This is a genomic window from Streptomyces sp. NPDC005423 (assembly GCF_040606415.1).
Lineage (GTDB): Bacteria > Actinomycetota > Actinomycetes > Streptomycetales > Streptomycetaceae > Streptomyces.
Genome location: NZ_JBEXET010000006.1, coordinates 94,162 through 115,884 on the forward strand (window position 1 = coordinate 94,162; position 21,723 = coordinate 115,884).

The window sequence follows — 21,723 nt, forward strand, 5'->3', positions numbered from 1 at the left end:
TCTCCTCATGCGTCTCGTACGCCGACTGGGACGCGTGCGTCGTGTGAGTCGACCGCCTGCGTGTGCCCCGTACCGTATATGGGTTCGCTGAGGATTCGGCAGCGCCGGTAGGCTCTGACCACTGACGCACCGTCGTCAAGCCATCCCGTATCGACACAACGAAGGACGATCGTGCTCATTGCCGGGTTCCCCGCCGGGGCCTGGGGGACGAACTGTTATCTCGTCGCCCCCGCCGCCGGTGAGGAGTGCGTGGTCATCGACCCGGGCCATCAGGCCGCCCAGGGAGTCGAGGAAACGCTCAGGAAGCATCGGCTCAAGCCCGTCGCGGTCGTTCTCACCCACGGCCACATCGACCATGTGGCCTCGGTCGTCCCGGTGTGCGGCGCGCACGACGTGCCGGCCTGGATCCACCCCGAGGACCGCTTCATGATGAGCGATCCGGAGAAGGCGCTCGGCCGTTCCCTCGGGATGCCGCTGATGGGCGAGCTGACCGTGGGGGAGCCGGACGACGTCAGGGAGCTGACCGACGGTGCGCGCCTGGAGCTGGCGGGACTGGAGTTCTCGGTCGCGCACGCGCCCGGCCATACCAAAGGGTCGGTGACCTTCCGGCTGCCCGAGGGCGCGGAGATCCCCTCCGTGTTCTTCTCCGGGGACCTGCTCTTCGCCGGCTCCATCGGACGCACCGACCTGCCCGGCGGCTCCCACGCCGAGATCCTCGACTCGCTGGCCCGCGTGTGCCTGCCGCTCGACGACTCGACCGTGGTGCTGTCCGGCCACGGCGCCCAGACGACCATCGGCCAGGAGCGCGCCGCCAACCCGTATCTCCGGCAGGTGGCCGAGGGCCGCCCGGAGCACGGCGGCCCCGGCGCTCCCCGACGAGGAATGTGACGAGAGACCTCCCGTGAGCACCTTCAAGGCCCCCAAGGGCACGTACGACCTGATCCCGCCGAAGTCCGCCGAGTACCTCGCCGTACGCGAGGCGATCGCGGCCCCGCTGCGCGACTCCGGCTACGGCTACATCGAGACGCCCGGCTTCGAGAGCGTCGAACTCTTCGCGCGCGGTGTCGGCGAGTCCACCGACATCGTCACCAAGGAGATGTACGCCTTCGAGACCAAGGGCGGCGACCGGCTCGCGCTGCGCCCCGAGGGCACCGCCTCCGTGCTGCGCGCCGCCCTGGAGGCGAACCTGCACAAGGCGGGCAACCTCCCCGTCAAGCTCTGGTACTCGGGCTCCTACTACCGCTACGAGCGTCCCCAGAAGGGCCGTTACCGGCACTTCTCCCAGGTCGGCGCCGAGGCGATCGGTGCCGAGGACCCGGCGCTGGACGCGGAGTTGATCATCCTGGCGGACCAGGCGTACCGCTCCCTGGGACTGCGCGACTTCCGCATCCTCCTCAACAGCCTCGGCGACAAGGAGTGCCGTCCGGTCTACCGGGCCGCGCTCCAGGAGTTCCTGCACGGCCTCGACCTCGACGAGGAGACGCTGCGGCGCGCCGACATCAACCCGCTGCGCGTCCTGGACGACAAACGCCCGGACGTGCAGAAGCAGTTGACGGACGCCCCGCTGCTGCGCGACTACCTCTGCGACGCCTGCAAGGCCTACCACGAGGAGGTGCGCGAGCTGATCACCGCGGCGGGCGTCGCCTTCGAGGACGACGCGAAGCTGGTGCGCGGCCTGGACTACTACACACGGACGACCTTCGAGTTCGTCCACGACGGCCTGGGCTCCCAGTCCGCGGTGGGCGGCGGCGGCCGCTACGACGGACTCTCCGAGATGATCGGCGGCCCCGCACTGCCCTCCGTGGGCTGGGCGTTGGGCGTCGACCGCACGGTCCTGGCCCTGGAGGCGGAGGGCGTCGCACTCCAACTCCCCGCCACCACCAGTGTGTTCGCGGTCCCGCTCGGGGAGGAGGCGCGTCGCGTCCTCTTCGCCAAGGTGACCGAGCTGCGCAGGCTCGGCGTCGCGGCCGACTTCTCCTACGGCGCCAAGGGGCTCAAGGGCGCCATGAAGAACGCCAACCGCAGCGGCGCCCGCTACACACTCGTGGCCGGCGAACGCGACCTCACCGAGGGCGTCGTACAGCTCAAGGACATGGAGTCCGGCGAGCAGACGGCGGTCGGCCTGGACGAGATCGTGACGGAACTGGCCGCACGGCTCGGCTAGTCGACGGAGTCGGGACGCCGGATGCCGTCGAGGCGTCCGGCGCCCCTGCCGTCGGAGGCGGGCGTTCCCGGGCCGTCAACCTGGCGGACACCGGTTCGTCCTGGCGGACGATTCCGACAGGTGAACGCCACGCGCGCGTGGCCGTCGCCGGGTCCCGTCCGGGGACCGACGCCTCGTCGGCGTCCCGGCCGCGGCGGGCCGCCGCGAGGCCGGAGCAGGGCGAACGCCCCGTCCCGCGGACCGACGGGTCCCTACCGTCTGCGGTGGTCCCGTCCCCCCGCCTCCACCACGAGATCGTTCGCGTGTGCGGTGCCGCCCCGGGCTCCGGCCGAAACCGCGCGTCCGGGCCCGTCCGCGCGGCCTTCCTTATCCGCATCGAACGGTGAACGCACGCGCGCGTGCGGCACAATGTCCGTGCCCGAAGCAGGTCAGCCTCTCAAGTGACGGATCGCCGTGATGAGCAAGACGACAGTGAAGGACGTCTCCATCGAGCCCGAGCCGGAAAGCGCGCGCCCGGAGCCGCGGACGGTCGGCGGCAGCCGGGCCTTCGCCCTGCTGCTGGTGATCACCGGCGCGGCCGGCCTGCTCGCCGCGTGGGTCATCACGATCGACAAGTTCAAGCTGCTGGAAGCCAAGGTCGAGGGCAAGACCTTCACCCCGAACTGCAGCATCAACCCGATCGTGTCCTGCGGCAGCGTCATGCAGAGCAAGCAGGCCGCGGTCTTCGGCTTCCCCAACCCGATGCTCGGCCTGGTCTGCTACGGCATCGTCATCTGCGTCGGCGTGACCCTGCTGACCCGGGTCACCTTCCCGCGCTGGTACTGGCTGACCTTCAACGCGGGCACCCTCTTCGGGGTGGTCTTCGTCACCTGGCTCCAGTACCAGTCCCTGTACAAGATCAACGCGCTCTGCCTCTGGTGCTCGCTCGCCTGGGTCGCCACGATCACCATGTTCTGGTACGTGACGTCGTTCAACGTCCGCAACGGCTTCCTGCCGGCCGCGCGTCCGCTGAAGAACTTCCTCGCCGAGTTCACCTGGGTCATCCCGGTCACCCACGTCGGCATCATCGCCATGCTGATCCTGACCCGCTGGGGCAGCCAGCTCTGGGCCTGACGGCGGCCCGGCGGGATTGTCAGTGCGGTGACATAGGGTTTCGTACGTGGAGCCCGATCTGTTCACCGCCGCCGCAGAAGAACGCCAGGAGAAGGACCCGTCCAGCAGCCCCCTGGCGGTGCGGATGCGCCCGCGCACCCTCGACGAGGTCGTGGGCCAGCAGCATCTGCTGAAGCCGGGCTCGCCCCTGCGCAGACTGGTCGGCGAGGGGGCGGGCGGCCCGGCCGGACCGTCCTCGGTGATCCTTTGGGGGCCGCCCGGCACCGGCAAGACGACCCTCGCGTACGTGGTGTCGAAGGCCACCGACAAGCGCTTCGTCGAGCTGTCCGCGATCACCGCCGGCGTCAAGGAGGTCCGCGCGGTCATCGACGGCGCCCGGCGCGCCACCGGCGGCTACGGCAAGGAGACCGTCCTCTTCCTCGACGAGATCCACCGCTTCAGCAAGGCCCAGCAGGACTCGCTCCTGCCGGCCGTCGAGAACCGCTGGGTCACCCTGATCGCGGCGACCACGGAGAACCCGTACTTCTCGGTGATCTCCCCGCTGCTCTCCCGCTCCCTCCTGCTCACCCTCGAATCGCTCACCGACGACGACCTGCGCGGCCTGCTCCGCCGCGCCCTGGCCGACGAGCGCGGCCTGAAGGGCGCGGTCGCCCTCCCCGAGGACAGCGAGAACCACCTGCTGCGGATCGCCGGCGGCGACGCCCGGCGCGCGCTGACCGCCCTGGAGGCCGCCGCCGGAGCCGCCCTCGACAAGGGCGAGGCGCAGCTCACCCTCCAGACCCTGGAGGAGACGGTCGACCGCGCCGCCGTGCAGTACGACCGCGACGGCGACCAGCACTACGACGTGGCCAGCGCCCTCATCAAGTCCATCCGGGGCTCCGACGTCGACGCCGCCCTGCACTACCTGGCCCGGATGATCGACGCCGGCGAGGACCCCCGGTTCATCGCCCGCCGGCTGATGATCTCCGCCAGCGAGGACATCGGCCTCGCCGACCCCAACGCCCTGCCGATCGCGGTCGCCGCCGCCCAGGCCGTCGCCATGATCGGCTTCCCCGAGGCCGCCCTCACCCTCAGCCACGTCACCATCGCCCTCGCCCTGGCCCCCAAGTCCAACGCGGCGACCACGGCGATAGGCGCCGCCCTGGCGGACGTACGCAAGGGGCACGCAGGGCCGGTCCCCGCGCACCTGCGCGACGGCCACTACAAGGGCGCGGCCAAGCTCGGCCACGCCCAGGGCTACGTCTACCCGCACGATCTGCCGGAGGGCATCGCCGCCCAGCAGTACGCCCCGGAGGAGCTCAAGGACCGCGAGTACTACGAGCCCACCCGGCACGGCGCGGAGGCGCGGTACGCGGACGCCGTGGAGTGGACCCGCGCACACCTCGGTCGTCAGCGGTCCTGACCACCCTGTAGAATCCTGCGAAGTGCTGCGTCCCGTGCCGACTCCGGTCGGCGCCTCAGACGGGACAACCAGCCGGATCTTTTGATCCAGGAGCGTCGCGCACCGTCGTAGGTGTCGCGGGCAGCCCACCACCACCCGGGGTTCCGGGACCGGTCGGTGGGCCGTTCGTGTGCTGCACGTATGTGCCCAGACCAGGGGAACGGCTACCCGGCATGTCCTCGCGGACCTGACGGGATTCCCCGGCTGCGGATGCGACCTCCCGTAACCCTGAGGCAGCCGAAAAGGAAAAGGAAAAGAAGTGGCGAACCAGCCCCGCCCCAAGGTCAAGAAGTCGCGTGCCCTCGGCATCGCGCTGACCCCGAAGGCCGTCAAGTACTTCGAGGCCCGCCCCTACCCGCCGGGCGAGCACGGCCGTGGCCGCAAGCAGAACTCGGACTACAAGGTCCGTCTGCTGGAGAAGCAGCGTCTGCGCGCGCAGTACGACGTGTCCGAGCGCCAGCTCGTCCGCGCCTACGAGCGTGCCTCCAAGGTCCAGGGCAAGACCGGTGAGGCCCTGATCATCGAGCTGGAGCGCCGTCTCGACGCGCTGGTCCTGCGTTCGGGCATCGCCCGCACGATCTACCAGGCCCGCCAGATGGTCGTCCACGGCCACATCGAGGTCAACGGCGGCAAGGTCGACAAGCCGTCGTTCCGTGTCCGTCCCGACGACGTCGTGATGGTCCGCGAGCGCAGCCGTGTCAAGCCGCTGTTCGAGATCGCCCGCGAGGGTGGCTTCGCCGCCGACGGCGAGACCCCGCGCTACCTCCAGGTGAACCTCAAGGCCCTGGCGTTCCGCCTGGACCGCGAGCCGAACCGCAAGGAGATCCCGGTGATCTGCGACGAGCAGCTCGTCGTCGAGTACTACGCCCGCTGATCACCTCACGGCCGTAGCACCACCAGCGCGTCAGCCCGCCGTCTCCCCGCCCTTCCGGGCGGGCGAGGCGGCGGGCTTCTGCGTACCCACGCCCGCCGCCGCATCCGCCCGTCGCCAGGGGGAGTTCACCCCACCCGAGACGCGCGAGAAGGGCCAGGGCGACAGGGCGTGTGGCGACGAACGCCCGCATTGGAGCGGCGAGTTCGACCGAGCGGACCTCAACGGGCGCAGGCTGAAAGGCAGTTGACCACGTGCGACCGGGCCGGGGCGCCGACAACCCGGGATGGGGCACGGAGCGTACGGCGCCCGATCCGGTCCGTACGAGCGCTGCGCCCGGCGGGGCCACGGGCAGGCGGTAATCCGGTTCGGAGCGGGACTGCCGGCGCGATAGGCTCGGACCACTGACTTTCATGGTCCGATGTCGACCGCATGTCTAGGGAGCGGGTGCACACAGTGTCCGGTGGTGAGGTGGCCGGGATCCTGGTGGCCGTCTTCTGGGCGATCCTGGTCTCCTTCCTCGCCGTCGCACTGGTGAGGCTGGCCCAGACGCTCAAGGCGACCACCAAGCTCGTGGCGGACGTGACCGAACAGGCCGTCCCGCTGCTGGCGGAGGCATCCTCCGCGGTGCGCTCGGCGCAGACCCAGATCGACCGGGTCGACGCGATCGCCTCGGACGTCCAGGAGGTCACCTCCAACGCCTCCGCGCTGTCGACCACCGTCGCCTCCACCTTCGGCGGCCCCCTGGTGAAGGTCGCGGCCTTCGGCTACGGCGTGCGCCGCGCCCTCGGCGTCCGCCGCGAGGAGATGCCCGTCAAGGCGCCCCGGCGCACCGTGATCGTGGGCCGTACCGTCCCGGCCGCGCGCCGGGGCAGGCGCACCCGGAAGAAGGACTGAGCGAGCGATGTTCCGCCGTACGTTCTGGTTCAGCACGGGCGTCGCCGCCGGTGTCTGGGCCACCACCAAGGTCAACCGCAAGCTGAAGCAGCTGACGCCCGAGAACCTCGCCGTCTCCGCGGCGAACAAGGCGATCGAGGCGGGCCACCGGCTCAAGGACAGCGCGGTGGGCTTCGCGCTCGACGTCCGCGCCGGCATGGCACAGCGGGAGGCCGAACTCGGCGACGCGCTGGGCATCAACGCCCCCGTAGGCCGTGAACTCCCCCCGCCCCGCCGCCATCCCGTCATCGAGAACACCCACCCGAGGTCCGTCGACAACGACAGGACGCAGCACTCGCCCAACCGGAATGAGGACCACTGATGGAGTCGGCCGAGATCCGCCGCCGCTGGCTGAGCTTCTACGAGGAGCGCGGTCACACCGTCGTCCCTTCGGCGTCGCTCATCGCGGACGACCCGACTCTGCTCCTGGTCCCCGCGGGCATGGTCCCCTTCAAGCCGTACTTCCTCGGTGAGGTCAAACCGCCGTGGCCGCGCGCCACCAGCGTGCAGAAGTGCGTACGCACGCCCGACATCGAAGAGGTCGGCAAGACCACCCGGCACGGCACGTTCTTCCAGATGTGCGGCAACTTCTCCTTCGGCGACTACTTCAAGGAAGGCGCCATCACCTACGCCTGGGAGCTGCTCACCACGCCCCAGGACAAGGGTGGTTACGGACTCGACCCCGAGCGCCTGTGGATCACGGTCTACCTCGACGACGACGAGGCCGAGACCATCTGGCGGGAGAAGGTCGGCGTCCCGGCCGAGCGCATCCAGCGCCTGGGCAAGAAGGACAACTACTGGTCGATGGGCGTCCCCGGCCCCTGCGGCCCGTGCTCCGAGATCAACTACGACCGCGGCCCCGAGTTCGGCGTCGAGGGCGGCCCGGCCGTCAACGACGAGCGGTACGTGGAGATCTGGAACCTCGTCTTCATGCAGTACGAGCGGGGCGAGGGTATCGGCAAGGAGGACTTCGAGATCCTCGGGGACCTGCCGAGCAAGAACATCGACACCGGCCTCGGCCTGGAACGCCTCGCGATGATTCTGCAGGGCGTGCAGAACATGTACGAGATCGACACCTCGATGGCCGTCATCAAGAAGGCCACCGAGCTGACCGGCGTGGAGTACGGCGACGCGCACGGGTCCGACGTCTCCCTGCGCGTGGTCACCGACCACATGCGGACCTCGGTCATGCTCATCGGCGACGGCGTGAGCCCCGGCAACGAGGGCCGCGGCTACGTCCTGCGCCGCATCATGCGCCGCGCCATCCGCAACATGCGGCTGCTCGGCGCCACCGGTCCGGTCGTCAAGGACCTCATCGACGTCGTGATCGCGATGATGGGCCGGCAGTACCCCGAGCTGGTCACCGACAGGCAGCGCATCGAGACCGTGGCCCTCGCCGAGGAGGCCGCCTTCCTCAAGACGCTGAGGGCCGGCACCAACATCCTCGACACGGCCATCACCGACACCAAGGAGTCCGGCGGCACGGTGCTCGCCGGCGACAAGGCCTTCCTGCTCCACGACACCTGGGGCTTCCCGATCGACCTCACTCTCGAAATCGCCGCCGAGCAGGGCGTTTCCGTGGACGAGGACGGCTTCCGCCGCCTGATGAAGCAGCAGCGGGACCAGGCCAAGGCCGACGCCCGGGCCAAGAAGACCGGCCACGCCTCGCTCGGCGCCTACCGCGAGATCGCCGACCGCGCCGGCGAGACCGACTTCATCGGCTACGCGGACACCCAGGGCGAGTCCACGATCGTCGGCATCCTCGTCGACGGCGTCTCCTCCCCGGCCGCCACCGAGGGCGACGAGGTCGAGATCGTCCTCGACCGCACCCCGTTCTACGCCGAGGGCGGCGGCCAGATCGGCGACACCGGCCGGATCAAGGCCGAGTCCGGTGCCGTGATCGAGGTCCGCGACTGCCAGAAGCCGGTGCCCGGGGTCTACGTCCACAAGGGCGTCGTCCAGGTCGGCGAGGTGACGCTCGGCGCCAAGGTCGAAGCCGCCATCGACAACCGCCGGCGTACGGCCATCGCCCGCGCCCACTCGGCCACGCACCTCACCCACCAGGCGCTTCGGGACGCCCTCGGCCCGACGGCCGCCCAGGCCGGTTCGGAGAACCAGCCCGGCCGGTTCCGCTTCGACTTCGGTTCGCCGTCCGCCGTGCCCACGGCCGTGATGACGGACGTGGAGCAGAAGATCAACGAGGTGCTCGCCCGTGACCTGGACGTGCACGCCGAGATCCTCAGCCTCGACGAGGCCAAGAAGCAGGGCGCCATCGCCGAGTTCGGCGAGAAGTACGGCGAGCGGGTCCGCGTCGTGACCATCGGAGACTTCTCCAAGGAGCTGTGCGGCGGCACCCATGTGCACAACACCGCCCAGCTCGGCCTGGTGAAGCTGCTGGGTGAGTCGTCGATCGGCTCCGGCGTCCGCCGTATCGAGGCGCTCGTCGGAGTCGACGCCTACAACTTCCTCGCCCGCGAGCACACGGTCGTCGCCCAGCTCCAGGAGCTGGTCAAGGGACGCCCGGAGGAGCTGCCGGAGAAGATCTCCACCATGCTCGGCAAGTTGAAGGACGCCGAGAAGGAGATCGAGAGGTTCCGCGCCGAGAAGGTGCTGCAGGCCGCCGCCGGTCTCGCCGCCTCCGCCCAGGACGTAAGCGGTGTCGCCCTGGTCACCGGCCAGGTGCCCGACGGCACCAGCGCCGACGACCTGCGCAGGCTGGTCCTCGACGTACGCGGCCGGATCCAGGGCGGACGGCCCGCCGTCGTCGCGCTGTTCACCACCGTCAACGGCAAGCCGCTCACCGTCATCGCCACCAACGAGGCGGCCCGTGAGCGCGGACTCAAGGCCGGTGAGCTGGTCCGTACGGCGGCCAAGACCCTCGGCGGCGGCGGTGGCGGCAAGCCGGACGTCGCCCAGGGCGGCGGCCAGGACCCGGCCGCCATCGGCGCGGCCGTGGACGCCGTCGAACGCCTCGTCGCCGACACGGCCAAGTAAGAAACGGCCGAGAAGATGCGCAGAGGACGTCGGCTCGCGATCGATGTCGGGGACGCCCGTATCGGGGTCGCCTCGTGCGACCCCGACGGGATCCTCGCCACTCCCGTCGAGACGGTGCCCGGCCGGGACGTCCCGGCGGCCCACCGCAGGCTTCGGCAGCTCGTCGCGGAGTACGAACCGGTCGAAGTCGTCGTCGGTCTCCCCCGCTCCCTCAAGGGGGGCGAGGGTCCGGCCGCCGTGAAGGTGCGGGCCTTCGCCCAGGAGATCGCCAGGGGCATCGCACCGGTTCCGGTCAGACTGCTGGACGAGCGGATGACCACGGTGACGGCCAGTCAGGGACTCCGCGCGTCCGGCGTGAAGGCGAAGAAGGGCCGGTCGGTCATCGACCAGGTGGCCGCGGTCATCATCCTGCAGCAGGCCCTGGAATCCGAACGGGTGTCAGGTAAACCACCCGGCGAGGGCGTCGAAGTGGTCATCTGATCGCGATACGGTAACGTTCCGCGCAATGCGGTGGCGTTCGAACAGCCGCCGCACAGCAAGAGGCGGGACGGCGGCCGAGTCACCGGCGCCGCGACCGCCGCCTCGCGGCTCTAGGGGATCGATGACTGAGTATGGCCGGGGCCCTGGCTCCGAACCGTGGCATCCGGAGGACCCGTTGTACGGGGACGACGGATGGGGAGGACAGCAGGGCCAGGTCGCCCCGCAGTCCCCCTACGGCGGCCAGCCGCAGCACTACCCGCAGCAGCCGCAGCAGCAGTACGGCGACTGGGACCAGGGCCGGCAGCCCGAGTACGGCCATGCCCCCCAGCAGTACCAGGTCTACGACGAGCAGGGCCACCAGCAGTACCCCGACGACCAGGGCCACCAGCAGCAGTACCCCGACCCGCAGCACCAGCAGCAGTACGCCGAACAGGGCCAGCACCCCGGTCAGCAGCAGTACCAGCAGGGCGTATGGGACGGCATGGGCACCCATGCCCAGGTTCCCTACGCCGCCGACCCGGGCGACCCGTACGGCCAGCAGGCCGTCGCCTACGGCGAACAGCAGCCCGACTACTACGGCACCCCCGACGCCTTTCCGCCGCCCGAGCCCCCGAGCCGCCGTCGCGCGGAACCGGAGCCCGAGCCGCCGATCGACTGGGACCCCGGGCCCGACCAGGGCGAACACGCCTTCTTCGCGGGCGACGATGACGACGACGCCGCCGACGACGACGATGAGGCGGACGGCCGCAATGACCGGCGGGGCCGGGGCGGCAAGGGAAAGAAGAAGAGCCGCAACGGATGCGCCTGCCTGGTCGTGGCCCTCGTGTTCGGCGGCGGCCTGGCCGGCGTCGGCTATTTCGGCTGGCACTTCTACCAGGCGCGTTTCGGGCCGGTGCCCGACTACGCCGGGAGCGGCAGCGGTTCGGTGAGCGTCACCATCCCCAAGGGCGCGGGCGGCTACACCATCGGCCAGGAGCTGAAGAAGCGGGGCGTGGTCAAGAGCGTCGACGCGTTCGTGGCCGCCCAGTCGCAGAACCCCGACGGGAAGAAAATCCAGGCGGGCGTCTATCTGCTGAAAAAGGGAATGTCCGGGATGAGCGCTGTCACGCTCATGCTCGATCCCAAGAGTCAGCAGAATCTGATCGTCCCCCCGGGTATGCGGGACGTGAAGGTCTACGAGGCGATCGACAGGGCGCTCAAGCTCTCCGACGGCACCACCAAGGACGTCGCCCACAAGGAATACCGGACCTTCGGTCTGCCCAGCTGGGCCAATAGTGACCAGAACGTCAAGGATCCGCTGGAAGGATTCCTCTACCCCGGAACCTATGCCGCGGCCAAGGGCATGAAACCCGAGACGCTACTGAAACAGATGGTCGCGCAGGCCACTGAGAAGTACGGCGCCTACGACCTCGCGGCGAAGGCCAAGGCCCTCAACCTGGACAGTCCGTTGCAGGTCATCACGGTCGCGAGCCTCGTCCAGGCCGAGGGCAAGACGCACGACGACTTCCGCAAGATGGCCGAGGTCGTCTACAACCGCCTCAAGCCCACGAACACCGAGACCAACCAACTGCTCCAGTTCGACTCGACCTTCAACTACCTGAAGGGCGAGAGCAACATCCACATCAGCGAGTCCGAGATCAACAGCAACAAGGACCCGTACAACACCTATACGCAGAAGGGCCTGCCGCCCGGCCCCATCGGCAATCCCGGTGACGAGGCGCTGCAGGCCGCGCTGCATCCGACGCACGACGGCTGGATCTACTTCGTGGCGACCGACGGCGAGAACAAGACCGAATTCGCCAAGACCTACGCCGAATTCCAGCATCTCAAGGAAGAGTTCAATGCCAACTCGGGCAACTGACGCCCGCCGGGCGGCCGTTCTCGGTTCGCCCATCGCCCACTCCCTCTCCCCGGTGCTGCACCGCGCGGCCTACGCGGAACTGGGGCTCGCCGACTGGTCGTACGACCTTTTCGACGTCGACGAGGCCGGGCTTCCGGAATTCTTCGAGAGGCTCGGACCGGAGTGGGCGGGGCTGTCGCTGACGATGCCGCTGAAGCGGGCCGTCATTCCGCTGCTCGACGAGATCAGCGAGACGGCGTCGTCGGTGGAGGCCGTCAACACGGTCGTCCGCACCGCGGACGGCCGGCGCCACGGCGACAACACCGACATCCCCGGCATGGTCGCAGCGCTGCGGGAGAAGGGCATCGAACAGGTCGACTCCGCCGCCATCCTCGGCGCCGGTGCCACCGCCTCCTCCGCGCTCGCCGCCCTGGCCCGGATCTGCACCGGCGAGGTCGTCGTCTACGTCCGCAGCGAGGCTCGCGCCGCCGAGATGCGCCGCTGGGGCGAGCGGCTCGACGTCGAACTCCGCACCGCGGACTGGGCCGACGCGGCCGAGGGGCTGCGCGCGCCGCTGGTCTTCGCGACCACCCCCGCCGGGACGACCGACGCCCTCGCCGCCGCCGTTCCGGAACGTCCGGCCACCCTCTTCGACGTGCTCTATCACCCCTGGCCCACGGACCTCGCGGCCCGCTGGTCGGGCTACGCCGGCGCCGTCGTCAGCGGCCTCGACCTCCTGGTCCACCAGGCGGTTCTCCAGGTGGAGCTGATGACCGGCCGCACCCCGGCCCCGCTGGACGCCATGCGCCGGGCCGGCGAGAAGGCGCTCGCCCGGCGCTGATCCCGCGTCCGGCTCCCGCCGTTGTCAGCTTCCTGCCGCCCGTGTCCGCTTCCTGGACCTCCGGCCGGGTTTCGGGCCCGGACATGGGAGGATCGTGGTGGCGTGCCCGGGCCGCGCACCCGGTCCGCCGTCGCCGTACGCGAGGACGCGCGTACGCAGGGCAGTAACCAGGGCGCGAGGACTGAGGAGCACACCGTTGAGCAGGTTGCGCTGGCTGACCGCGGGGGAGTCCCACGGGCCCGCACTCGTCGCCACGCTGGAGGGCCTTCCCGCCGGCGTGCCGATCACCACGGAGATGGTGGCGGACCACCTCGCCCGGCGCCGGCTCGGCTACGGGCGCGGTGCCCGGATGAAGTTCGAGCGTGACGAGGTCACCTTCCTGGGCGGCGTCCGGCACGGGCTCAGCCTCGGCTCCCCGATCGCGGTCATGGTGGGCAACACCGAGTGGCCCAAGTGGGAACAGGTCATGGCGGCCGACCCGGTCGACCCGGAGATCCTGGCCGGCCTGGCCCGCAACGCCCCGCTGACCCGCCCCCGCCCCGGCCACGCCGACCTCGCCGGTATGCAGAAGTACGGCTTCGACGAGGCCCGGCCGATCCTGGAGCGCGCCTCCGCGCGGGAGACCGCCGCCCGGGTCGCGCTCGGCGCGGTCGCCCGGTCGTACCTCAAGGAGACCGCCGGCATCGAGATCGTCTCGCACGTCGTCGAACTCGCCGCCGCCAAGGCCCCCTACGGCGTTTACCCCACCCCGGCCGATGTCGAGAAGCTGGACGCCGACCCGGTGCGCTGCCTCGACGCCGACGCCTCGAAGGCGATGGTCGCGGAGATCGACCAGGCCCACAAGGACGGCGACACCCTCGGCGGAGTCGTCGAGGTGCTCGCGTACGGCGTGCCCGTCGGCCTCGGTTCCCATGTGCACTGGGACCGGCGGCTCGACGCCCGGCTCGCCGCCGCCCTCATGGGCATCCAGGCCATCAAGGGCGTCGAGGTCGGCGACGGCTTCGACCTGGCCCGGGTGCCCGGCTCCCAGGCGCACGACGAGATCGTCACCACCGACGACGGCATCCGCCGCTCCACCGGCCGCTCCGGCGGTACCGAGGGCGGTCTGACCACCGGCGAGCTGCTGCGCGTACGCGCCGCGATGAAGCCGATCGCCACCGTGCCGCGCGCCCTGCGGACCGTGGACGTGGCCACCGGCGAGGCCACGCAGGCGCACCACCAGCGCTCCGACGTGTGCGCCGTCCCGGCGGCCGGCATCGTCGCCGAAGCCATGGTCGCGCTCGTCCTCGCGGACGCGGTGGCGGAGAAGTTCGGCGGCGACTCGGTCCCCGAGACCCGCCGCAACGTCCGGTCCTACCTCGACCACCTGGTCATCCGGTGAGCGCCGCCCCGCTCGTCGTCCTGGTCGGCCCGATGGGCGTCGGCAAGTCCACCGTGGGACAGCGGCTCGCCGAGCGGCTCGGCGTCGGCTACCGGGACACCGACGACGACATCGTCGCGGCCGAGGGCCGCACCATCGCCGAGATCTTCGTCGACGAGGGCGAGCCGGTCTTCCGTGCCCTGGAGAAGCGTGCGGTGCGTGCGGCGCTGGCCGACCACACCGGTGTGCTGGCGCTCGGCGGCGGCTCGATCCTCGACGAGGACACCCGCACCCTGCTCGCCGGACACCGGGTCGTCTACCTCTCGATGGACGTCGAGGAAGCCGTCAGGCGCACCGGCCTCAACGTGGCCAGGCCGCTGCTCACCATCAACCCGCGCAAGCAGTGGCGCGAACTGATGGACGCCAGGCGCCACTTGTACGCGGAGGTCGCGCGGGCGGTGGTGGCCACAGACGGCCGCACCCCCGAAGAGGTCACCCAAGCCGTCCTGGACGCACTGGAGTTGAAGGAAGCATGAGCGAGTCAGTGACGAGGATCCAGGTCGGCGGCACGGCCGGCAGCGACCCGTACGAGGTCCTGGTGGGCCGTCAACTCCTGAGCGAACTGGGCGGGTTGATCGGCGAGAAGGCCAAGCGGGTGGCCGTCGTGCACCCCGAGGCGCTCGCCGAGACCGGTGACGCGCTCCGCGCCGACCTGGCCGGACAGGGCTTCGAGGCCGTCGCCATCCAGGTGCCGAACGCGGAGGAGGCGAAGACCGCCGAGGTCGCCGCCTACTGCTGGAAGGCGCTCGGCCAGTCCGGGTTCACCCGCTCCGACGTCATCGTCGGCGTGGGCGGCGGCGCCACCACCGACCTCGCCGGGTTCGTCGCCGCGACCTGGCTGCGCGGGGTGCGCTGGATCGCCGTACCGACGACCGTGCTGGCCATGGTCGACGCGGCCGTCGGCGGCAAGACCGGCATCAACACCGCCGAGGGCAAGAACCTGGTCGGCTCCTTCCACCCGCCGGCCGGCGTGCTCTGCGACCTGGCCGCTCTGGACTCCCTCCCCGTCAACGACTACGTCTCCGGGCTCGCCGAAATCATCAAGGCCGGCTTCATCGCCGACCCCGCGATCCTGGAACTCATCGAGTCCGACCCCGAGGCCGCCCGCACCCCGGCCGGACCGCACACCGCCGAACTCATCGAGCGCTCCATCAAGGTCAAGGCCGAGGTCGTCTCGTCCGACCTGAAGGAGTCGGGCCTGCGGGAGATCCTCAACTACGGCCACACCCTCGCGCACGCCATCGAGAAGAACGAGCGCTACCAGTGGCGGCACGGCGCGGCGGTCTCGGTCGGCATGCACTTCGCGGCCGAACTGGGCCGCCTGGCGGGCCGGTTGGACGACGCCACGGCCGACCGGCACCGCGCGGTCCTCGCCTCGGTCGGCCTCCCCCTGCACTACCGCCACGACCAGTGGCCCAAGCTGCTGGAGGCGATGAAGGTCGACAAGAAGTCCCGCGGCGACCTGCTGCGCTTCATCGTCCTGGACGGCCTCGCCAAGCCCACCGTCCTGGAGGGACCCGACCCGGCCGTGCTGCTCGCCGCCTACGGCGAAGTGGGGGAGTAGGCCTCCGGCGGTGCCGTCCGCCCCATGTGCCGTGCGGGGCCGGGCACTTCGGGTCCGTCCCGGCCGTTCACCAAATGCCGGCCGGGGACGGTACCGTTCGGTAGGGAGTGGGGTTCGTGCCCCGCTGCCAGCGCCCATTGCCCGCTGCGAGTGAGCCGGTGCGGTGAGCACGGTCGCGGACTCGACCCCGGCTGTGCCGCCCCGGAGGCGAACGAGCGAGAACAGACGAGATGGAGTGGCACCGGATGCAGCACGCAGTGGGGTCTCCGCTGCCGCCGCCCCACCAGCCGGGGCAGGGCCCCCCCGGCGGCTGGTCGCCGGCCGGACAGCAGCCGGGTCCGCACCATCCGGGCCCCCCGCCCGCGCCCCCGGGCTACGCCCCGCCTTCCGTGGGGCCGGTGCCGCCCGTGCCGCAGCAACCCGTCGCGCCGCCCGTCCCGGACACCACCGGCCACGTACGGCTGCCCCCGGGCGGCCCCGTGCCGATGCCCGCCGCACCGCCGGCCGCGACCGCCCCCGACCCGACGTCCACCACCCTCGCGGTGCTGCTGATCGGCCCCGCGGGCGCCGGCAAGACGAGCGTCGCGAAGTACTGGGCCGACCACCGCCGGGTGCCCACCGCCCACATCAGCCTGGACGACGTACGCGAATGGGTGCGCTCGGGCTTCGCCGACCCGCAGTCGGGGTGGAACGACCACTCGGAGGCGCAGTACCGCCTGGCCCGCCGCACCTGCGGCTTCGCCGCGCGCAACTTCCTCGCCAACGGCATCTCCTGCATCCTCGACGACGCCGTCTTCCCCGACCGCCCCGTCGTGGGCCTCGGCGGCTGGAAGCGTCATGTCGGCCCCGGCCTCCTCCCCGTCGTCCTCCTGCCGGGCCTGGAGATCGTCCTGGAACGCAACGCGGAACGCTCCGGCAACCGCCGCCTCAGCGACGAGGAGGTCGCTCGTATCCACGGCCGCATGGCCGGCTGGTACGGGTCGGGGCTGCCGATCATCGACAACTCCCAGCTGGACATAGCGCAGACGGCCCAGCTCCTGGACGACGTGCTCGCACGCTCGATAGCGAGCCCGCCCCAGTGGTGAGGGCGGCCGCTGCCACCCGGAGGCGCGGAGAAGCACGCGACCGGCCCCCGCCGCCCCGCACCCGGCGTCCAGCCGGACGCGCCCGCCCGCCGTCCCCCGAACGACCTCCCAACCGGCACAATCCCGGCAGCGCTCCTACGCTCGACTCATGTCAGAGGTCTACGCAGCCCGCCGGGCACGACTCAGGGAACGCGGCCAAGCCGGCGGCAGCCAGTCCGCGCTGGTCACCCGCCCCGCGAACGTCCGCTACCTGACCGGCGCGGCCCCGCAGGACGCCGTCCTGCTGCTGGGCGGGGGCGAGGACCTCCTCCTCTGCGCCGGGCCACCGGACGAACGCCCCGCGGACGGCCGCCCCGACGAGTCCCTCCGCCTGCACATCCTGGACGGCGCCCCGGGCGGCGACCCGGCCGTGGCCGCCGCCGGCCTGGCGGCGGCGCAGGGCGCCGAGTCGATGGCCGTCGAGGAGCACCACCTCACCGTCGCCCGCCACCGCGCCCTCCGCTCGGTCGCCCCCACGCTCCGCCTCGCCGACCTCGGCGGCGCCGTCGAGCAGCTCAGGGTGGTCAAGGACGAGGAGGAGATCTCCTGCCTGCGCATCGGCGCCGAGATCGCCGACCAGGCCCTCGGCGAGCTGCTGGAGTCGATCCTGGTCGGCCGTACCGAACGCCATCTCGCCCTCGAACTGGAGCGGCGGCTGGTCGACCACGGCGCCGACGGGCCCGCCTTCGCCACCTCCGTCGCCACCGGCCCGAACGCCGGCCGGCGCGGCCACGCCCCCACCGACCGCCGCGTCGAGGAGGGCGACTTCCTCTCCGTCTGCCTCGGTGCCGCCTACCGCGGCTACCGCTGCGAGATCGGCCGTACCTTCGTCATCGGCACCTCTCCGGCCGACTGGCAGATCGAGTTGTACGACGTGGTCTTCGCCGCCCAGCGCGCCGGACGCGAGGCTCTGGTACCCGGTGCGGCCTGCCGTGACGTGGACCGCGCGGCCCGCCAGGTACTGGACTCCGCCGGGTACGCCGAGCACCTCGTACCGCTCACCGGGCACGGGGTCGGGCTCGAAATCGACGAGGACCCGCAGCTGGCCCCCTCCGCCATGGGTAAACTGGACGCTTGCGTGCCTGTCACCGTCGAACCGGGGGTCCACCTCCCGGGCCGGGGCGGTGTCCGGATCGATGACACGCTCGTCGTGCGCCCAGAGGCGGACGGCGGACCCGAGCTACTCACCATCACGACCAAGGAGCTGCTCGCGCTCTAGCCTCGCGCTGTGCGCCCGCCCCGTGGTCGTCCACGTCAGTCCAGGAGATTCCGCAACCGTGGCTTCCACGAACGACCTCAAGAACGGCCTGGTACTCAAGCTCGAAGGCGGCCAGCTCTGGTCCGTCGTCGAGTTCCAGCACGTCAAGCCCGGCAAGGGCCCTGCCTTCGTGCGCACCAAGCTCAAGAACGTGCTCTCCGGCAAGGTCGTCGACAAGACGTTCAACGCCGGCGTCAAGGTCGAGACGGCCACTGTCGACAAGCGCGACATGCAGTTCTCCTACATGGACGGCGAGTACTTCGTCTTCATGGACATGGAGACCTACGACCAGCTCATGGTCGACCGCAAGGCCGTCGGCGACGCCGCCAACTTCCTGATCGAGGGCTTCACCGCCACGGTCGCCCAGCACGAGGGCGAGGTGCTCTTCGTCGAGCTGCCGGCCGCCGTCGAACTGGTCGTGCAGGAGACCGAGCCGGGCCTCCAGGGCGACCGCTCCACGGGCGGCACCAAGCCCGCCACCCTGGAGACGGGCTACCAGATCCAGGTCCCGCTCTTCATCACCACCGGTGAGAAGATCAAGGTAGACACGCGTTCCAGTGACTACCTCGGCCGGGTGAACAGCTAACCGTGGCTGCCCGCAACACGGCCCGCAAGCGCGCCTTCCAGATCCTCTTCGAGGGCGACCAGCGCGACGCCGACGTCCTGACCGTCCTCGCGGACTGGATCCGGCTCTCCCGGGACGACACCCGGCAGCCGCCGGTGAGCGAGTACACGATGGAGCTCGTCGAGGGGTACGCACAGCACGCGCGCCGCATCGACGACCTCATCGCGCAGTACTCGGTCGGCTGGACGCTCGACCGGATGCCGGTCGTGGACCGCAACATCCTGCGGCTGGGGGCGTACGAGCTGATCTGGGTCGACGCGACCCCGGACGCCGTCGTCCTCGACGAGATGGTGCAGCTGGCGAAGGAGTTCTCCACGGACGAGTCGCCCTCGTTCGTCAACGGCCTGCTCGGCCGGTTCAAGGACCTCAAGCCTTCGCTGCGCCGGGACGAGTCCTAGGCCCTCTCGGGCTCAGGCGATCCACGCACCACAGGCGGTACAGGCGGTACAGGTGGTACGAAGAACGCCGGAGGGCCCGCAGCACGGACGTCACCGATGCTGCGGGCCCTCCGGCGTCTCCTGATGCCCGTGAGGCCTCCGAGGCCCGCAGAGAGCCGCCGGGGCGGCCGGAACCGTGAAGTTCCGGCCGCCCCGGCGGCACGTTTCTGCTCAGGCGTGGAGCGGCTCAGCCCTCGTCGTGGGAGACCGCGCGCCGCGCGTCCGAGTCCAGGACGCCCCAGCTGATCAGCTGCTCGGTGAGGACCGAGGGCGACTGGTCGTAGATGACGGCGAGTGTGCGCAGGTCGTCCTGGCGGATCGAGAGCACCTTGCCGTTGTAGTCACCGCGCTGGGACTGGATCGTCGCCGCGTAGCGCTGCAACGGGCCCGCCTTCTCGGCCGGCACGTGCGCCAGGCGCTCCAGGTCGAGAACCAGCTTCGGCGGCGGCTCGGCGGCCCCGCCGGGCGTGCTGCCGGGCAGCAGCTCCTGCACCGGGACCCCGTAGAAGTCCGCCAGTTCGGCAAGGCGCTGCACGGTCACGGCACGGTCCCCGCGCTCGTACGACCCGACCACGACCGCCTTCCAGCGCCCCTGGGACTTCTCCTCGACGCCGTGGAGGGAAAGGCCCTGCTGGGTGCGGATGGCCCGGAGCTTTGCCCCGAGCTGTTTGGCGTATTCGCTGGACATATGGCTCCCCGGACACTGTGTCGACGCGGCAGGCTGGGTTCCGCGCCGCGCGGCTGGTAACTCACTGTGAGGTTACGCAGCGTTACTCTGTTGCGTCAAGCCGAATGGTCCGCACCGACGGTTCCGCGGCGGCCGTGGCCGATTGCTCCACACGGGTGATCTGGGGGGCGGCTGGAGCCTGCTACCGTGGATGGCGCAAATCCGACGTCCTTTAACGTCCGTCCAGTGAGGCGGAGAAGGAGGTCCGTTTCTCATGGACACTCAAGCGTCCGACGCCAGGCCCGTACTCGAAGGCCCTGACATCGCACGGGTACTGACCCGCATCGCCCACGAGATCGTCGAGCGCGCCAAGGGCGCCGACGACGTGGTGCTCCTCGGCATTCCGACCCGGGGCGTCTTCCTCGCCCAGCGGCTCGCCGTCAAGCTGGCGGAGATCACCGACCGCACGATCCCGGTCGGCTCCCTCGACATCACCATGTACCGCGACGACCTGCGCATGCACCCGCCGCGCGCGCTGGCCCGCACCGACATCCCCGGTGACGGCATCGACGGCCGGCTCGTCGTCCTCGTCGACGACGTGCTCTTCTCCGGCCGCACCATCCGCGCCGCCCTGGACGCCCTGAACGACATCGGGCGCCCCCGTGCCGTGCAACTCGCCGTCCTCGTCGACCGCGGCCACCGCGAACTGCCCATCCGCGCCGACTACGTCGGCAAGAACCTCCCCACGTCGCTGCGGGAGACGGTCAAGGTCCAGCTCGCCGAGGAGGACGGTCGCGACACCGTGCTGCTCGGCGCGAAGCGGCCCGCCCCGGGCGAACGGCAGTAGCACGCCCGCGTACGGCACCCCCGTACGCCGCTGCCCACGCCCGCCCGGTCCGTGCCACCTGGGGGAGACCCCCGGACCCCCGTGCCCCGAACCTGAACTGCCTTACGGAGCCTGACAGATGCAGCGTCATCTCATCTCGGCCGCCGACCTCACCCGCGACGACGCCGTCCTGATCCTCGACACCGCCGAGGAGATGGCCCGGGTCGCCGACCGGCCGATCAAGAAACTGCCGACCTTGCGCGGCCGAACCGTGGTCAACCTCTTCTTCGAGGACTCCACCCGGACCCGGATCTCCTTCGAAGCCGCCGAGAAGCGCCTCTCCGCGGACGTCATCAACTTCACCGCCAAGGGGTCGAGCGTCTCCAAGGGCGAGTCCCTCAAGGACACTGCCCAGACCCTGGAGGCCATGGGCGTCGACGCCGTCGTCATCCGGCACGGCGCCTCCGGAGCCCCCTACCGGCTCGCCACCTCCGGGTGGATCGACGCCGCCGTCATCAACGCGGGCGACGGCACCCACCAGCACCCCACGCAGGCCCTGCTCGACGCGTTCACCATGCGCCGCCGGCTGGTCGGCCGGGACACCGGGATCGGCCAGGACCTGGCCGGCAAGCGCATCACCCTGGTCGGCGACGTCCTGCACAGCCGCGTCGCCCGCTCCAACGTGGACCTGCTGCACACCCTCGGCGCCGAGGTCACCCTGGTCGCCCCGCCCACCCTCGTCCCGGTCGGCGTCGAGTCCTGGCCCTGCGAGGTCACGTACGACCTCGACGGCACGCTCGCCAAGTCCGACGCGGTGATGCTGCTGCGCGTCCAGCGCGAACGGATGAACGCCGCGTTCTTCCCGACCGAGCGCGAGTACTCGCGGCGCTACGGCCTCGACGGCGACCGGATGGCGAAGATGCCCGGACACGCCATCGTGATGCACCCCGGGCCGATGGTCAGAGGCATGGAGATCACCGCCGAGGTCGCCGACTCCGACCGCTGCACGGCCGTCGAACAGGTCACCAACGGAGTCTCCATCCGCATGGCCGTGCTCTATCTGCTCCTGGGCGGCAACGAACCCGCCGTCAGCCACAGCCGTATCGAGGAGAAGTAAGTCAC

21 protein-coding genes are annotated in these 21,723 nt (G+C 70.8%); 20 read left to right on the forward strand and 1 reads right to left on the reverse strand.

Features of this window, described 5'->3' with window-relative positions; translation table 11 throughout:
- The first annotated feature begins 171 nt into the window (after nucleotides 1-171).
- From ABZT12_RS10470 to nusB, 18 genes are all read left to right on the forward strand, one after another.
- Nucleotides 172-888 (forward strand): MBL fold metallo-hydrolase, encoded by a 717-nt coding sequence (locus tag ABZT12_RS10470; protein WP_356380533.1) that lies wholly within the window; start codon nucleotides 172-174, stop codon nucleotides 886-888.
- A 13-nt stretch (nucleotides 889-901) separates the two neighbouring features.
- Nucleotides 902-2,164 (forward strand): histidine--tRNA ligase, encoded by a 1,263-nt coding sequence (gene hisS / locus ABZT12_RS10475; RefSeq protein ID WP_356380536.1) that lies wholly within the window; start codon nucleotides 902-904, stop codon nucleotides 2,162-2,164.
- Nucleotides 2,165-2,620: 456 nt separating this feature from the next.
- Nucleotides 2,621-3,277, forward strand: coding sequence for a vitamin K epoxide reductase family protein (locus ABZT12_RS10480; RefSeq protein ID WP_356380539.1), 657 nt, complete (start codon nucleotides 2,621-2,623; stop codon nucleotides 3,275-3,277).
- Between the two features lie 46 nt (nucleotides 3,278-3,323).
- Entirely contained in the window at nucleotides 3,324-4,679 is a 1,356-nt protein-coding gene (locus ABZT12_RS10485) for a replication-associated recombination protein A (RefSeq protein WP_356380542.1), read from the forward strand.
- Between the two features lie 298 nt (nucleotides 4,680-4,977).
- Entirely contained in the window at nucleotides 4,978-5,592 is a 615-nt protein-coding gene (gene rpsD / locus ABZT12_RS10490) for a 30S ribosomal protein S4 (RefSeq protein ID WP_356380545.1), read from the forward strand.
- Nucleotides 5,593-6,021: 429 nt separating this feature from the next.
- Complete coding sequence (locus ABZT12_RS10495) at nucleotides 6,022-6,486, forward strand: DUF948 domain-containing protein (protein ID WP_356380548.1); 465 nt, start codon at nucleotides 6,022-6,024, stop codon at nucleotides 6,484-6,486.
- A gap of 7 nt (nucleotides 6,487-6,493) precedes the next feature.
- The gene (locus ABZT12_RS10500) at nucleotides 6,494-6,847 is read left to right on the forward strand and encodes a hypothetical protein (protein WP_356380551.1); all 354 of its coding nucleotides are present in this window, start codon (nucleotides 6,494-6,496) and stop codon (nucleotides 6,845-6,847) included.
- Nucleotides 6,847-9,519 carry an alanine--tRNA ligase gene (gene alaS, locus ABZT12_RS10505; RefSeq protein WP_356380554.1) on the forward strand — a complete coding sequence of 891 codons (2,673 nt, stop codon included), beginning with the start codon at nucleotides 6,847-6,849 and terminating at the stop codon, nucleotides 9,517-9,519. The genes ABZT12_RS10500 and alaS overlap by 1 nt, the downstream gene beginning before the upstream one ends.
- Before the next feature lie 15 nt (nucleotides 9,520-9,534).
- On the forward strand, nucleotides 9,535-9,999 hold the full coding sequence (gene ruvX / locus ABZT12_RS10510) for a Holliday junction resolvase RuvX (RefSeq protein WP_356380557.1): 465 nt from the start codon (nucleotides 9,535-9,537) through the stop codon (nucleotides 9,997-9,999).
- A 121-nt stretch (nucleotides 10,000-10,120) separates the two neighbouring features.
- A complete protein-coding gene (mltG, locus tag ABZT12_RS10515; RefSeq protein WP_356380560.1) occupies nucleotides 10,121-11,860 on the forward strand; it encodes an endolytic transglycosylase MltG in 1,740 nt (579 codons plus the stop codon).
- A complete protein-coding gene (locus ABZT12_RS10520) occupies nucleotides 11,841-12,680 on the forward strand; it encodes a shikimate dehydrogenase (protein ID WP_356380563.1) in 840 nt (279 codons plus the stop codon). The genes mltG and ABZT12_RS10520 overlap by 20 nt, the downstream gene beginning before the upstream one ends.
- A gap of 196 nt (nucleotides 12,681-12,876) precedes the next feature.
- Nucleotides 12,877-14,061 (forward strand): chorismate synthase, encoded by a 1,185-nt coding sequence (aroC, locus tag ABZT12_RS10525; protein WP_356380566.1) that lies wholly within the window; start codon nucleotides 12,877-12,879, stop codon nucleotides 14,059-14,061.
- 32 nt (nucleotides 14,062-14,093) lie between these two features.
- Nucleotides 14,094-14,576, forward strand: coding sequence for a shikimate kinase (locus ABZT12_RS10530; protein WP_356380868.1), 483 nt, complete (start codon nucleotides 14,094-14,096; stop codon nucleotides 14,574-14,576).
- Nucleotides 14,573-15,664 carry a 3-dehydroquinate synthase gene (aroB, locus tag ABZT12_RS10535; protein ID WP_356380569.1) on the forward strand — a complete coding sequence of 364 codons (1,092 nt, stop codon included), beginning with the start codon at nucleotides 14,573-14,575 and terminating at the stop codon, nucleotides 15,662-15,664. The genes ABZT12_RS10530 and aroB overlap by 4 nt, the downstream gene beginning before the upstream one ends.
- 245 nt (nucleotides 15,665-15,909) lie before the next feature.
- Complete coding sequence (locus ABZT12_RS10540; protein ID WP_356380572.1) at nucleotides 15,910-16,749, forward strand: Pro-rich N-terminal domain-containing protein; 840 nt, start codon at nucleotides 15,910-15,912, stop codon at nucleotides 16,747-16,749.
- A 148-nt stretch (nucleotides 16,750-16,897) separates the two neighbouring features.
- Nucleotides 16,898-18,007, forward strand: coding sequence for an aminopeptidase P family protein (locus tag ABZT12_RS10545; protein WP_356380575.1), 1,110 nt, complete (start codon nucleotides 16,898-16,900; stop codon nucleotides 18,005-18,007).
- A gap of 58 nt (nucleotides 18,008-18,065) precedes the next feature.
- A complete protein-coding gene (gene efp, locus ABZT12_RS10550; RefSeq protein WP_356380578.1) occupies nucleotides 18,066-18,632 on the forward strand; it encodes an elongation factor P in 567 nt (188 codons plus the stop codon).
- Between the two features lie 2 nt (nucleotides 18,633-18,634).
- Complete coding sequence (gene nusB, locus ABZT12_RS10555; RefSeq protein WP_356380581.1) at nucleotides 18,635-19,069, forward strand: transcription antitermination factor NusB; 435 nt, start codon at nucleotides 18,635-18,637, stop codon at nucleotides 19,067-19,069.
- A gap of 226 nt (nucleotides 19,070-19,295) precedes the next feature.
- On the opposite strand, the gene bldD is transcribed toward nusB, so the two are convergent.
- Entirely contained in the window at nucleotides 19,296-19,796 is a 501-nt protein-coding gene (bldD, locus tag ABZT12_RS10560) for a transcriptional regulator BldD (RefSeq protein WP_356380584.1), read from the reverse strand.
- Nucleotides 19,797-20,049: 253 nt separating this feature from the next.
- Here bldD and pyrR point away from each other — a divergent pair, with 253 nt between their 5' ends.
- Nucleotides 20,050-20,622 (forward strand): bifunctional pyr operon transcriptional regulator/uracil phosphoribosyltransferase PyrR, encoded by a 573-nt coding sequence (pyrR, locus tag ABZT12_RS10565; RefSeq protein WP_356380588.1) that lies wholly within the window; start codon nucleotides 20,050-20,052, stop codon nucleotides 20,620-20,622.
- Between the two features lie 118 nt (nucleotides 20,623-20,740).
- Entirely contained in the window at nucleotides 20,741-21,718 is a 978-nt protein-coding gene (locus ABZT12_RS10570; protein ID WP_356380591.1) for an aspartate carbamoyltransferase catalytic subunit, read from the forward strand.
- Nucleotides 21,719-21,723 lie beyond the last annotated feature (5 nt).

What these genes read in the sequence shown, in the direction of transcription:
- ABZT12_RS10480 (WP_356380539.1), top strand. Translation starts at nt 2,621, where the DNA reads ATGAGCAAGACGACAGTGAAGGACGTCTCCATCGAGCCCGAGCCGGAA.
- ABZT12_RS10495 (WP_356380548.1), top strand. Translation starts at nt 6,022, where the DNA reads ATGTCTAGGGAGCGGGTGCACACAGTGTCCGGTGGTGAGGTGGCCGGG.
- ABZT12_RS10500 (WP_356380551.1), top strand. Translation starts at nt 6,494, where the DNA reads ATGTTCCGCCGTACGTTCTGGTTCAGCACGGGCGTCGCCGCCGGTGTC.
- alaS (WP_356380554.1), top strand. Translation starts at nt 6,847, where the DNA reads ATGGAGTCGGCCGAGATCCGCCGCCGCTGGCTGAGCTTCTACGAGGAG.
- ruvX (WP_356380557.1), top strand. Translation starts at nt 9,535, where the DNA reads ATGCGCAGAGGACGTCGGCTCGCGATCGATGTCGGGGACGCCCGTATC.
- mltG (WP_356380560.1), top strand. Translation starts at nt 10,121, where the DNA reads ATGACTGAGTATGGCCGGGGCCCTGGCTCCGAACCGTGGCATCCGGAG.
- ABZT12_RS10520 (WP_356380563.1), top strand. Translation starts at nt 11,841, where the DNA reads ATGCCAACTCGGGCAACTGACGCCCGCCGGGCGGCCGTTCTCGGTTCG.
- ABZT12_RS10530 (WP_356380868.1), top strand. Translation starts at nt 14,094, where the DNA reads ATGGGCGTCGGCAAGTCCACCGTGGGACAGCGGCTCGCCGAGCGGCTC.
- aroB (WP_356380569.1), top strand. Translation starts at nt 14,573, where the DNA reads ATGAGCGAGTCAGTGACGAGGATCCAGGTCGGCGGCACGGCCGGCAGC.
- ABZT12_RS10540 (WP_356380572.1), top strand. Translation starts at nt 15,910, where the DNA reads ATGCAGCACGCAGTGGGGTCTCCGCTGCCGCCGCCCCACCAGCCGGGG.
- ABZT12_RS10545 (WP_356380575.1), top strand. Translation starts at nt 16,898, where the DNA reads ATGTCAGAGGTCTACGCAGCCCGCCGGGCACGACTCAGGGAACGCGGC.
- bldD (WP_356380584.1), bottom strand. Translation starts at nt 19,796, where the DNA reads ATGTCCAGCGAATACGCCAAACAGCTCGGGGCAAAGCTCCGGGCCATC.
- pyrR (WP_356380588.1), top strand. Translation starts at nt 20,050, where the DNA reads ATGGACACTCAAGCGTCCGACGCCAGGCCCGTACTCGAAGGCCCTGAC.
- ABZT12_RS10570 (WP_356380591.1), top strand. Translation starts at nt 20,741, where the DNA reads ATGCAGCGTCATCTCATCTCGGCCGCCGACCTCACCCGCGACGACGCC.